Source organism: Exilispira thermophila (assembly GCF_055389015.1).
Map to the genome: position 1 here is coordinate 2,429,423 of NZ_AP042476.1, position 11,958 is coordinate 2,441,380.

Below are 11,958 nucleotides of genomic sequence, written 5' to 3' on the forward strand. Positions count from 1 at the left end.
AAAATATGAAAGTTGCAATATTTGGAAAGCTTTTTGAAGAGGAAGTAAATTCAATATTAAATGGTATTGATATAAAATGGAGAAAAGAAAATAAAAAATTTGACAATAAGAGTGATTTTATAAATTTTTGTAAAGATGCTGATGGCATTTTAACTTTGCTTTCTTATCCAGTTGACAAAGAAATTATAGATAATCTTCCTAACTTAAAAGTTATATCAAACTATGCAGTTGGATATAACAATATTGATGTAGATTATGCTACAAAGAAAGGGATAATTGTTTTAAATACTCCAGATGTCTTAACAGAGGCAACTGCAGAATTAGCCTTAACTTTGACCTTTAGTGTTGCCAGGAGAGTAAGAGAAGCAATTCACCAGATGGATAATTATACTATGCAGCCATGGGGTCCAAAATATTTATTAGGGGTCGATATAGTAGGGAAAACTGTTGGTATTATTGGAGCAGGTAGAATTGGTTCTGCTTATGCTAAAAAGATGAAAAATCTTGGATGTAATGTTTATTATAATTCAAGGACAAAAAAAGAATATTTGGAAAAAGAAGGGATAAAATATAAAGATTTAAATGAGTTGTTAAAAATTTCAGATATTATTTCAATTCATACACCTTTAACTGAAGAAACAAAAAATTTAATTGATAAAGATAAAATTGGATTAATGAAAGATGAAGCTATTTTAATCAATACTTCCAGGGGTGATATAATTGATGAAAATGCTTTAATAGAGGCTTTAAAGTATGGGAAGTTTTTTGGCGTTGGTCTTGATGTTTATAAAAATGAACCATATGTAAATAAAGAACTTTTGAAATTTGAAAGAGTTTTAGTATTACCACATATTGGATCTGCTACAATTGAAACAAGAAAAAGGATGGCTGTGTTATCATTAACATCATTAAAATATGCATTAAATAGCAAATTTGATAAAATTAACAATATTGTAAATCCAGAAGTTTTAAGTAACTTAAAAAAATGAAAAAAATAATTCTAATATTTATTGGTAAACCAAAATATGAAGGTATAGATAAGATAGTTTCAGTATTTAAAAAGAGAATCGTTTCATATATTGATATAAAAGAGATTTTTCTTAAAGAGAAAGATTTTAAAATAGATAAAAATATAGTATGGCTCAAAAAAGAGATTGAAAAAAAACTGAATAAAAATAATTCAGCATTGATTGTATTTTCACCAGAAGGGGAAAGTATAACTTCTAATAAATTTTCTGAAGACCTTTTTACACTTTTTGAAAATTATGATTGCATAGGATTTCTAGTTGGAGGAAAAACTGGAATCCCTTTTCCTATAAAGAACAATGCCTATAAGATAATATCTTTCTCAAAAATGGTTTTTGGGCATCAAATTTTTAGAATTATGCTTTTTGAGCAGATTTATCGAGCTATAACAATAAAATATAATATGAAATATAATTGATAAAATTTAAGATAATTTATAAAATATGACAGACAGTTTAAATTTACAATGATTTCATTATTATTGGTTAGAGAAAATAATAAATTTTACATAAATATAAAATCATTTATTACATAAGCATTATTATCAAGTATTTTTACAAATTTAGAATGTATGTTTTCTTCATTTGTAATATTTATTATATTGGCTATAATTCTAATTTTAACCTGATTAATTACAAATTCTAACAAAAAATATTTTCCAATTTGAATTGATTCATAATTATTTAAATTCATTATTTTTATTAAGGCTCCTGCAATAGATAAATCTAAAATTAACCCTTGTAATCTAATATTTGTTTGTTTAATTTTCTTTTTTCCATTAACAACATTTATTTCTAGCATTGTAATTTGTGAAGGGATATTACAATTTTTTCTAAGAAATTTTCGTTTTTGGTGTCTTCGCAATTTGTTTGAGTGTGCTAGCATTAATGCCTGAACTTTTGGGTTATTAATATCTCTGGTAATTTTGGTTTCAAATGAATAACCAGCATCTCCTTTATTATAAAAATAAACTTTTATAGGTAAATTTGCCATAGGTGCATTAGGATCATCAAAAATTTGAACTCTTTCAATTAAAATATATGAGTTAGTAACTTTTAAAACTTGGGAATAAAAAAATCTGTTATTGTATTCAATTCTTATTTTTTGTCCTTCTTTAAGTTTCTCGCTATTATATATTCGCCTTTTAGGTCTATAAAAATTGCACAATTTATTCAATATATTATATAAAGCATTTTTTACTTCAATAAGCTTTTTAGGCTCCATTATTTTAGAAGAATATAATGAAATATATTTCAAAATTACACTTTTTAATTGATCAGAATTTCTTAAAAAAATTTCAGGACTTTGAATTTTTTCTCTTTTTATAATATCTATAAGTAGATCAGTTTCATATTTGGATAGTTTGTTGTTAGAAGCATATCTTTTAACTAATAATACTTTTTCTTCTGAAAGGACTTGAAAAAGTTTTTTATAATAGTAAAGACCTCCAAAAAAGAAAAATATAATAACAAAAAGAACTAGAATTGAAATAATTATTTGTGTAGTAGTGGCTCTGGGAACATTAAAAACTGGAGCGTTCATATTTTCTCCATCTAAAATATATAATTAATTTTTTGTTTACTATACACTTGTATAGATAAAAAATACTTTTTAATTATATTATACAAGCAAAATTATCTATATTTAATATAATTAAGATTAATAGATTGTCAAAATTAAGAGCAATATTTTTTTTATTATCGAGAATATTTAAAATTTGTTAACAACTCATAAATATAAAATAAATTTATTTTTGTTAAATATATGTTATGTTAAAGGAGTGAATAAAGGGGGAGAAATGAATTTAAATACATATATAGAAGAAATTATAAGTTTAATGAAAGGTATAAATTTTGAAGAAATAGAAAATAATATAGAAAAACTAGTTGATTTAATGACAGAAAATAGAAAAATTTTAATTTGTGGTAATGGAGGTTCAGCAGCTGATAGTCAACATTTAGCAACTGAACTTGTTGTAAAATTTGAAAAAGAACGAAAACCATTAAAAGCTTTAGCCTTAACTACAGATACTTCATTAATAACAGCAACTTCAAATGATTATATTTTTGAAAAGATATTCTCAAGACAGGTTGAGGCATTAGGTGAAAAAGGAGATATTTTAATATGTTTTTCGACTTCAGGAAATTCTAAAAATGTTATTGAAGCTGCAAAAATTGGAAAGAAAAAGGGGATAATTATTGTAGGTTTTTTAGGAAAAGATGGAGGGGAATTAATTAAGTACTCTGATATTGTTTTTTTAGTTAAAAGTAATAAAACATCTCACATTCAAGAGATTCATCAAATGCTTTACCATTTTTTATGTAAAAAAATAGATGAAAAATTATAAGTTCAAAATATTGGCAAAATTTTTAAAATAATTTTAATAAATTATATAGTGGAGAAAATATGGATTATTTTTTATTGATAGTTTTTTATTTAGGATTCCCTTTTTTAATTATTTTGTGGGAAAAGAAATCTGTAATAATTCAAAAAATAAATCCAATAGTTTTATTATATATAGTAGGTTTAATAATTGGTAATTTTAATCTTTTACCTGAGAAGTTTTTCCCATTACAGGATAATTTAAGTTCTATTTCTGTTCTTTTAGCACTTCCTTTATTATTACTTTCTTTAAATATTAGTTCCTGGAAAAAATTAGCTAAATCTACATTAATTTCTTTTATTGCTATGTGTATTGCAATAGGGATATCCGTTATAATAGGATATTTGATTTTAAAAAATAATTTACCTGAGGCTAATAAAATAGGTGGTTTATTGATAGGAGTTTATACAGGTGGAACTCCAAATTTAGCAGCAATAAAATTAGCATTAAAAGTGTCCCCTTCAGATTACATCGCTGTTCATACAGCAGATATTTTAATTTCTTCAATATATTTATTGTTTATTGTTACAATAGCTCAAAAACTATTTAATCTTATTTTACCAAAATTTAAAAAGGTTGAGAATAAAAAAGAACAGGTTGTTTCTAAAGAAGAGATAGAAAAATATGAAGGGATATTTACAAGAGACAATATATTTGCATTTATTAAATTAATGTTAATTGATATAGTTATAGTTGGGTTAAGTTTTGGTTTAACTTTACTATTAAAAAAGGTTGATATGTCTCTAGTTATTATTTTATCAGTAACAACTCTTGGTACTATTGCATCATTAATAAAACCTTTTAAAAATATAAAAAATAGTTTTCAAGTAGGCCAATATTTTATACTTGTATTTTGCCTTGTTGTTGGGTCAATGGCTAATTTAGTTAAAATGTTATCTAATTCCCCTTATATAATTTTATATGTAACCATAGCAATCTTTGGATCTCTAATAATCCATTTAATTTTATGTTATATTTTAAAAATTGATATTGATACAATGATAATAACATCAATTGCAGGGATATTTTCTCCCCCATTTGTTCCATTAGTCTCATCAGTTTTAAAAAATAAAGAGATTATTTTTTCAGGGATTACTGCAGGATTAATCGGTTATGCAATAGGTAATTATTATGGGGTTTTCATGGTATGGATATTGAAATTTTTAGGATAGAAATGTGCTAAAAAGGAGATGTGATAAAAATCAATAGCAGGGGATAAAGAAACTGCTTTCAGGCAACGAAAATAAACCTGAAAGCAGATAGGCTTAGGTTCGACATTTAATTTGGTCAAAAAGACCGTTTAGGAGAATGAAGAGCCTACAGCCGAATCAACATAATAATCGGATTTTAACAATCCAGATTGAATAGGAGAATGGATTATTCTCTGTAATAAATATCGTAAAGAATCTGCTTTCAATTAAAAAAAAATAATTGGAGGAGGCAGATGAAACTATCAGTTGGAGTTGATTTACACAAGCATCAAATGACGGTATGTATAAAAAATTTAGAACAAAGGATTGCAGATATTAATTGGAAATTTTCTACAAAAAAAGAAGGATATATGGAATTTGTAAGATTGTTAAAGAAATTATCCCAACCAGAAGAAATTGAAATAGCAGTAGAATCTACAGGAAATACAAGATATTTCAAAAGAGAAATGGAAAATTATGGATTTAAAGTACATGTAGTAAATACCTTAAAGTTTAAAGTAATAAATGAATCAATAAACAAAACAGATAAACATGATGCAAGGACATTAGCAGAATTTTTATCAAAAGATATGATACCAGAAGTAAATTTATGTAAAGAAGATAGTAAAAATTTAAGAGATTTATTAAAGCATAGGTCAGTATTAAAAAAGACCAATGTAAGTTTAAAGAATCAAATACATGGAATAATGTTAGAAATGGGTATAGGAACAAAGAATGGACAGCTTAACACAAAAACAGGAAGGGTAAAAATTATAGAACAAATATCGGACCCAATAAAAAAAAGTATAGTATCAGGGATAATAAAAACAATAAATAGTATAGAAAGTTTAATATCAGAAATAGAGAAAGAGCTTTCAAAGATGACAGAAAAAGATGAAGCAGTAAGAATACTAAGGACAATACCAGGATGTGGATTGATAACTTCAATTACTTTAAGGGCTTACATAGATGACATAAATAAATTTAGTTCATATAAAAAGCTTTCTTCTTATTGTGGATTGGTACCATGGGTACAAAATTCAGCAGACAAAGAAAGATATGGGAATATAACTAAAAGAGGTTCACAAGAATTGAGAACAGCATTTGTACAGATGACAATGGGTATGATAAGGGTAAAAAGAGAAAGAGAAAATAGATATATGAAATCTTATAGAAATATGAAAAAAATAAAAGGAAGTGGAAAAGCAATAATAGCAACTTCAAGAAAGTTAAGTAAATTGGTATGGACATTATTAAAAAATGGTTGTGAATATGATCCAGTAAAATCAAATGATATATTGTTAAATAAAGATTATTCCGTTGCCTGAAAGCAATGATTTGAGGTTTTACCTCGTTTATATAAATTAGCAGATTTTTTGATATTTAATATTGATTTTTATAGGAGATAAAATATTAAAAAAAGTTCTATAAAGAAGTTTACTATATTACCTATATGATTATTTAATTATTTCGACATATAAAGTTTATTAGATATATAGTTTAAATATGTGATTAAGTTAAAATATAAAAGGAAAATTATTATGATTGAAGTAAAAAAAGTTGAGTCCATTGATGATATCAAAAGATTTGTTAAATTCCCTTTTTATATTTATAAAAATTCTAAATATTGGGTTCCTCCAATTATAAATGATGAAATAAATACTTTAAGAAATGATAAAAATCCAGCATATAAATTTAGTGATGCTGAATTTTATCTATTTAAAAGAGGAAAAGATATTGTTGGTAGAGTTGGTTTAATTATTAATAAAAATAAAGAAAAAGAAAAGGAATTTGCAAGAATTACAAGAATTGATTTTATTGAAGATTATAATGTAGCAAAATTTATTTTTGATTTTTCAAAAGAGTGGGCTAAAAAAAATGGGAAAAATTTTATACATGGTCCTTTAGGATTTACAAATTTTGATACACAGGGATTATTAGTTGAGGGGTTTAATAAATTACCCACTGTAGCTTCAAGCTATAACTATGAATATTATAAAGTTTTTTTTGAGAATTATGGTTTTAAAAAAGAGATAGATTGGGTAGAATATGAGATTAATGTCCCAGATAAAATTCCTGAAAAAGTTTTAAAAATAGGTGATATCATCACAAAAAGATATAAAGTTAAAACAGTTCAATTAAAATCAAAAAAAGATCTTATGAAATATGCTAGAGAGGTTTTTGATTTAATAAATGAATCTTATAGTGAATTATTTTCAGCAATAACTCTTAATGATGAATTGATTAATAAATATATTGATGATTATATTAAGAAAATTGAACCAGATTTAGTAAAACTTGCTATAAATGAAAAAGGGAATGTTATTGCTTTTGTAATATCTATGCCATCATTATCAAAAGCATTACAAAAAGCAAAAGGTAAATTATTTCCATTTGGATTTATACATATTTTAAAAGCTTTAAAATATTATGATAAGTTAGACCTTTATTTAGGTGCTGTTGATCCATCATATCAGGGGAAAGGACTACCAGCTTTACTAATGATAGAGATGACAAAAACTGCAATAAAAAAGAAAATAAAAAAAGTAGAAACAAATAGTGAATTGGAAATTAATTCTAAAGTACAATCAACATGGAAGTATTTTGATTCAAAAATAATTAAAAGAAAAAGAAGCTATATTTTACAAATTGATTAAAAAATATAATAAAACTCCGATTAATATATAAAATAAGAATAAAATAATTATAAGGGAATTGGGGTTTTTATGGTTAATTTAAATAATATAAAAGATCTGTATAAAACAAATTATCAATATGATAATTTAGAAAAAAAAATAGATAGTTCTAAAAAGATTTTAAATAAAACAAAAAATGATGAAAAACTTAAAAAGGTTTCACAGGATTTTGCAAGTATATTTATTAAACTTATGTTAAGTGAAATGAAAAAAACATTGCATCAGGAGAAAAATCCTTTATATGGTGGTTTAGCTGAGGATATCTGGTCAGATATGTTGTATGATGAATATTCTAAACTTATGGCTAAAAATGGATTGAATTCTATTTCTTCTTTAGTTTATCAATCATTAAAAAACAGATAATAGTTAATTCTTTTTATTTTTATTTCTGATAAAATAAGGTTTTTATAAAAATATTAAAAAAAGAAATATTAAAGGCGAATATCAATTTAGAGAAAAATTAACTAATTTCTTCTCCAGGTAAAAGAATAATTCTATATATTTTGTTGTCTTTATTTTCGATTCCAGATTGTTTTAAAACTTTTATAAGGTTTTCAATTTTTTTCTTTTCTTTACACATTCCAAAAAATAATGCAGATACTATTTCTTTGTCTTCTTTCATTTTAAAAAAACCTTTAAATAAAGGGAAATCCTGGTTTAATAAATTTTCAATATTTTTCCCCTCAATAAATGTTCCTCTATGAATATCAGCAGAAATTAATCCTAATACTATGTCATCTTTATATGAAAAATCAAAAACCTGAATAATATAAAAAAACATATTTTCTCCTTAAATATAAGTTTTTAAATTTAATCAATTATAATTTTAATTAATTTAATATTGTTTTTAATATTTAATAAATTTTTTATAGAATACAAGATAAAATATTTAAAAAAACTAGGATGATTTGTTTTCTTCAATTTCCCCAGCCATAGTTAAAGCAGTTTTAGTTAAAAAAGGTCCAATAGTTTCTGTAATAATAGTTGTAAAAAGTAAAATGTTAATAACAATATTGGATAGGTCAATTCCAGTTTGGCCATAAGCTCCAGTACCATATTTTGATTTAACAGTTAAAGCAAGAGCAACAGCAACACCTACTTGAGGAATAAGAGCAAATCCTACAAATTTTTTAACAACTTTTTGTGCCTTACCAATTACTGCTCCAAAAGAAGCTCCTAAAATTTTACCTGTCATTCTGGCAGCTGTGTAAAGAAGGCCAATTAATCCAATTTTTCCAATTAGCTTTATATTTAGTTGAGCTCCAGCTAGAATAAAAAATAATGGTAATAAAATAGGTGAAATATTATCAAGGTTAAGTTTTGATCTATAAGTAAGGTTATTATTAGTATTTGCCAGGTATAAACCAAATGACATAATTGCTAATAGTTCCGATAAATCAAATTTTTCTGAAATTCCTAATTGTATAAGTAAAAAAGCAAAGATACCCATAATTATAATTTCATTATCTCTAATTTTTCTAAAAATAAGATTATAAACAAAACCTGATAAAAAACCAAGCAATACAGAAATAGCAATAATTATAATTGGTTTAAAAATAATAACAATAATAGATGGGTTAGTTCCTTTCATAAAACTTGAAGCAAATACTGATGCAAATACAAAAATTATTAAAGCAGCAGCATCATCAACTCCTACAACGCCCATTATTGTAGAAGTTAAAGGACCTTTAGCTTTATATTGTCTAATTACATATACAGTAGCAGCTGGAGCAGTTGCAGAAGATACAGCACCTAAAATTAAAGCATAATAAAAAGGATAATTTGTAAATAATATTAATGACCCAGTAACAACAATGAATGCTCCAAATGATTCAAAGAAAGCAATTATAAGAATAGATTTGCCAAGTTTGGCCAAAGTATTTTTGTCAAGCTCTGAACCAATAGTAAATGCAATAATACCTAAAGCAATTTTTGAAACAAAGTTTAGATCACTAAGAGTTTTATCAGTAAAAACTTTTAAAAGCGAAATACCCATTATTACACCAAATATAATATATAAGGTAACAGCTGGGATTTTATATCTGTCAGATATAAAGTATTTTAATAAAAGTGCAATAAGCAAAGTAATTCCTAAAGAAATAAGAAGATATTCAAGTACATCCATTTTTGTTCCTTTTAAATGAATATTAATAATTATTTTATTTGTCTTTTTATATGTACTAATTTTTTAACAATAAAAAAAAATTTAAATGATAAAAAATTGTTTTAAAAAAATAAAACTATTTTTGATATTAAGTTATCTATTTATAATTTTATATATTTAAATTAAAAAAATAAACAATTTAAATTTAAATTGTTCTTTTAATATAAAGAGAAAAAAGATTTTTTATTTTCTATAGATGCTTAAAAACTTCTAAAACTTCTTCCGGGTTATTGGTGTTTTTAAGTTTGTTTCTAATTTCTTCGTTTTTTATAATTAAAGTCAATTTAGCAAGTATTCTTAAATACATTGTATGATTCTCAGGGCCACCAATAAGAAAAATAAAATTAACAGGTTGTCCATCAAGTGAATTCCATTCAACTCCAGTTTTGTGAATTGCAATGGAAATAAAAAAAGATTCAATGCTTTTTATTTTAACATGGGGTATTGCAACATTTTTCCCTATACCAGTACTAATTATACTTTCTCTTTTAAAAACAGCTTTTTTAAATTCATCGAAATCTTTGATTTCTCTAAGGTCTTTTAAATTATTAATCATAAATTCTAAAGTTTCAGTTTTGTCTTTTGTTGAAATAAAGAAGATTTTGTCTTTTTTAATATAGTCTTTTAAATTAATCATAGCAAAACCTTTTTTTTAAATAGATAAAACTATTTTTATGATTGTCAATAAAAATAAATTTGAATAATAAAATAATCTTTACTATTGAATAAAAAAAATATTATTATATTATTTAGAAAATGATTTTTGAAAAGGGGATGTTATGGATAATAATAACATTAAAAATCTTAATATAAAAGAACTTTTAAACATTGCAATTCAACTTGAAGAATCAGGTATTGAATTTTATAAAATTGCTGCTGAACAAAGTAAAAATGAAAAAGTAAGAAATTTGATGCTTAATTTAATGGATATGGAAAAAGGGCATAAACAAAAGTTTGCACAAATTCTTGAAAGGCATGGTGAAGAAGTTGTTGATTCAGATTATTTAGGTGATGATATCTCTCTTTATCTTTCAACTATTTTAAATACGCCGTTTTTTACAAAAGAAGATGAAATCAAAGGGTTTATAAAAAATAATTCATTAGAGAAGATTTTAAATTATGCTTTACAAACTGAAAAAGATTCAATTACTTTCTATAATGAATTATTGGATTTATTGAAATTTAATGATTCTAAAGAATTTACAAAACAAATTATATCTGAAGAAAAAAATCATGTAATTCTATTAGAAAAAATTAAACAAGAAATTTTATAATCTTTTCTTGACATTTATTAAGATTATTGTAAATAAATTTCACAGGATGGAGAGATGACCGAGTGGTCGAAGGTGGTAGTCTTGAAAACTACTGTACCCGAAAGGGTACCGGGGGTTCGAATCCCTCTCTCTCCGATTATTATAAATTATTTCAGGGCTATCTCAAATTGAGGTAGTCCTTTTTTTCTTTATTGACAAAAATTTCAATTTATATATTTTTGATTCAGACGGAGAGGTGCGAGAGTGGTCGAATCGGGCTCCCTGCTAAGGAGTTGTAGGGGTTAACTCTACCGGGGGTTCGAATCCCCCCCTCTCCGTTTTTTTATTTGTTGCTTCTTATTATGTAATTGTTAATCTTAAATGGTTCCATTTAAAAAATTCTTTCTTGTTTTTTCATCAAATTTTTCTATAGCATAGCGCAACATAGTTCTTGGTATTCTTTTGTACCATTTTTTTAAAAAATTATATTCTGTATTATAATCTATTTTTCCAATTTCCCTAAGCATCCATCCACAAGCTTTTTGTATTAAATCATGATTATTCAAATTGTTTTTATCATAATTTTTCTTGTTAAAGTTTGTTTTATTATATATTTTTTTATCATTATATTTTATACTAGAATTTTTATCTATATCTTTATTAGATGAATTTTGTAGAAAATATTCGATTAATTTTAATGTAGTATTAAATTCTTTATTTTTTATAAAATATAAAGTTGAAATAATGGCTATTCTTTTAGTCCATAAATTGTTAGTTTTTGCAAGTTCAAAAAGTAGGCCTTTTTCATTTTTTAAATATAAAAAATTTCCTATAATTTTTGGTGATACAGTATCAACAATGTCCCAATTATTTAAATACTTAATATTTTCTAACACAATATTTAAAATTTGTTCTTTATAAAACAAATCACTTTTTTCATATTTAAAAATCAATATAAAAATAGCCAATAATCTAATCTCATGATATTTATCCTTTAATAAATTTACTATTTCATTAAAATTTATTGATTTATAATGTTTTTTAGCAATTTTTTTTATTACAGGAACTCTAACACCTAAAAATAAATCACCTTCTCCATATTCCCCTTTACCTGTTTTGAAAAATATTTTTGAATGATTAGCAATTTCATCGTTTTTTAAATTAAATATTTCATACCTGATCTTTGCTTCTATAGACATTTAACCTCCATCAATATCATGAATATACAATATAAGAATTATGATTT

At 24.3% G+C, this 11,958-nt stretch carries 13 protein-coding genes and 2 tRNA genes; 10 read left to right on the forward strand and 5 right to left on the reverse strand.

What is annotated here, in order from left to right:
* The first annotated feature begins 5 nt into the window (after nt 1–5).
* Nucleotides 6–989, forward strand: coding sequence for a 2-hydroxyacid dehydrogenase (locus tag ACZ5EC_RS10300; RefSeq protein WP_464302400.1), 984 nt, complete (start codon nt 6–8; stop codon nt 987–989).
* Complete coding sequence (locus ACZ5EC_RS10305; protein WP_464302401.1) at nt 986–1,444, forward strand: 23S rRNA (pseudouridine(1915)-N(3))-methyltransferase RlmH; 459 nt, start codon at nt 986–988, stop codon at nt 1,442–1,444. Before ACZ5EC_RS10300 ends, ACZ5EC_RS10305 begins: the two co-directional genes overlap by 4 nt.
* 86 nt (nt 1,445–1,530) lie before the next feature.
* Here ACZ5EC_RS10305 and ACZ5EC_RS10310 read toward each other — a convergent pair whose 3' ends face one another.
* The gene (locus ACZ5EC_RS10310; protein WP_464302402.1) at nt 1,531–2,568 is read right to left on the reverse strand and encodes a PilZ domain-containing protein; all 1,038 of its coding nucleotides are present in this window, start codon (nt 2,566–2,568) and stop codon (nt 1,531–1,533) included.
* A gap of 256 nt (nt 2,569–2,824) precedes the next feature.
* Here ACZ5EC_RS10310 and ACZ5EC_RS10315 point away from each other — a divergent pair, with 256 nt between their 5' ends.
* The 5 genes from ACZ5EC_RS10315 to ACZ5EC_RS10335 all read left to right on the forward strand — a co-directional run bounded on the left by ACZ5EC_RS10315 (nt 2,825) and on the right by ACZ5EC_RS10335 (nt 7,658).
* On the forward strand, nt 2,825–3,373 hold the full coding sequence (locus ACZ5EC_RS10315) for a D-sedoheptulose-7-phosphate isomerase (RefSeq protein ID WP_464302403.1): 549 nt from the start codon (nt 2,825–2,827) through the stop codon (nt 3,371–3,373).
* A 59-nt stretch (nt 3,374–3,432) separates the two neighbouring features.
* Entirely contained in the window at nt 3,433–4,581 is a 1,149-nt protein-coding gene (locus tag ACZ5EC_RS10320; protein WP_464302404.1) for a DUF819 family protein, read from the forward strand.
* Nucleotides 4,582–4,853: 272 nt separating this feature from the next.
* Nucleotides 4,854–5,927, forward strand: a complete 1,074-nt coding sequence (locus tag ACZ5EC_RS10325) for an IS110 family RNA-guided transposase (protein WP_464301764.1) — start codon at nt 4,854–4,856, stop codon at nt 5,925–5,927.
* 213 nt (nt 5,928–6,140) lie between these two features.
* Entirely contained in the window at nt 6,141–7,256 is a 1,116-nt protein-coding gene (locus ACZ5EC_RS10330; RefSeq protein ID WP_464302405.1) for a hypothetical protein, read from the forward strand.
* A 69-nt stretch (nt 7,257–7,325) separates the two neighbouring features.
* Nucleotides 7,326–7,658, forward strand: a complete 333-nt coding sequence (locus ACZ5EC_RS10335) for a rod-binding protein (protein ID WP_464302406.1) — start codon at nt 7,326–7,328, stop codon at nt 7,656–7,658.
* Between the two features lie 97 nt (nt 7,659–7,755).
* Here the strand turns inward: ACZ5EC_RS10335 and ACZ5EC_RS10340 are convergent, their stop codons facing one another.
* From ACZ5EC_RS10340 to ACZ5EC_RS10350, 3 genes are all read right to left on the reverse strand, one after another.
* Entirely contained in the window at nt 7,756–8,076 is a 321-nt protein-coding gene (locus tag ACZ5EC_RS10340) for a hypothetical protein (RefSeq protein ID WP_464302407.1), read from the reverse strand.
* Between the two features lie 117 nt (nt 8,077–8,193).
* Nucleotides 8,194–9,420 carry a cation:proton antiporter gene (locus tag ACZ5EC_RS10345; protein WP_464302408.1) on the reverse strand — a complete coding sequence of 409 codons (1,227 nt, stop codon included), beginning with the start codon at nt 9,418–9,420 and terminating at the stop codon, nt 8,194–8,196.
* 229 nt (nt 9,421–9,649) lie between these two features.
* Nucleotides 9,650–10,096: a PTS sugar transporter subunit IIA gene (locus ACZ5EC_RS10350; RefSeq protein ID WP_464302409.1), complete on the reverse strand. Its 447-nt coding sequence runs from the start codon at nt 10,094–10,096 to the stop codon at nt 9,650–9,652.
* Between the two features lie 142 nt (nt 10,097–10,238).
* Here ACZ5EC_RS10350 and ACZ5EC_RS10355 point away from each other — a divergent pair, with 142 nt between their 5' ends.
* The 3 genes from ACZ5EC_RS10355 (at nt 10,239) to ACZ5EC_RS10365 (ending at nt 11,050) form a co-directional block, all read left to right on the forward strand.
* Nucleotides 10,239–10,733 (forward strand): ferritin family protein, encoded by a 495-nt coding sequence (locus ACZ5EC_RS10355; RefSeq protein ID WP_464302410.1) that lies wholly within the window; start codon nt 10,239–10,241, stop codon nt 10,731–10,733.
* Nucleotides 10,734–10,781: 48 nt separating this feature from the next.
* Nucleotides 10,782–10,868 (forward strand) — tRNA-Ser (locus ACZ5EC_RS10360).
* A gap of 94 nt (nt 10,869–10,962) precedes the next feature.
* Nucleotides 10,963–11,050, forward strand: a tRNA-Ser gene (locus ACZ5EC_RS10365).
* Nucleotides 11,051–11,089: 39 nt separating this feature from the next.
* Here the strand turns inward: ACZ5EC_RS10365 and ACZ5EC_RS10370 are convergent.
* Nucleotides 11,090–11,911: a DNA alkylation repair protein gene (locus ACZ5EC_RS10370; protein WP_464302411.1), complete on the reverse strand. Its 822-nt coding sequence runs from the start codon at nt 11,909–11,911 to the stop codon at nt 11,090–11,092.
* Between the last annotated feature and the right edge of the window lie 47 nt (nt 11,912–11,958).

Bases quoted from the DNA above. Each gene is read 5' to 3' on its own strand.
- ACZ5EC_RS10300 (WP_464302400.1), top strand. From the start codon at position 6: ATGAAAGTTGCAATATTTGGAAAGCTTTTTGAAGAGGAAGTAAATTCA.
- ACZ5EC_RS10310 (WP_464302402.1), bottom strand. From the start codon at position 2,568: ATGAACGCTCCAGTTTTTAATGTTCCCAGAGCCACTACTACACAAATA.
- ACZ5EC_RS10355 (WP_464302410.1), top strand. From the start codon at position 10,239: ATGGATAATAATAACATTAAAAATCTTAATATAAAAGAACTTTTAAAC.
- ACZ5EC_RS10345 (WP_464302408.1), bottom strand. From the start codon at position 9,420: ATGGATGTACTTGAATATCTTCTTATTTCTTTAGGAATTACTTTGCTT.
- ACZ5EC_RS10320 (WP_464302404.1), top strand. From the start codon at position 3,433: ATGGATTATTTTTTATTGATAGTTTTTTATTTAGGATTCCCTTTTTTA.
- ACZ5EC_RS10315 (WP_464302403.1), top strand. From the start codon at position 2,825: ATGAATTTAAATACATATATAGAAGAAATTATAAGTTTAATGAAAGGT.
- ACZ5EC_RS10350 (WP_464302409.1), bottom strand. From the start codon at position 10,096: ATGATTAATTTAAAAGACTATATTAAAAAAGACAAAATCTTCTTTATT.
- ACZ5EC_RS10305 (WP_464302401.1), top strand. From the start codon at position 986: ATGAAAAAAATAATTCTAATATTTATTGGTAAACCAAAATATGAAGGT.
- ACZ5EC_RS10330 (WP_464302405.1), top strand. From the start codon at position 6,141: ATGATTGAAGTAAAAAAAGTTGAGTCCATTGATGATATCAAAAGATTT.
- ACZ5EC_RS10340 (WP_464302407.1), bottom strand. From the start codon at position 8,076: ATGTTTTTTTATATTATTCAGGTTTTTGATTTTTCATATAAAGATGAC.
- ACZ5EC_RS10335 (WP_464302406.1), top strand. From the start codon at position 7,326: ATGGTTAATTTAAATAATATAAAAGATCTGTATAAAACAAATTATCAA.
- ACZ5EC_RS10370 (WP_464302411.1), bottom strand. From the start codon at position 11,911: ATGTCTATAGAAGCAAAGATCAGGTATGAAATATTTAATTTAAAAAAC.
- ACZ5EC_RS10325 (WP_464301764.1), top strand. From the start codon at position 4,854: ATGAAACTATCAGTTGGAGTTGATTTACACAAGCATCAAATGACGGTA.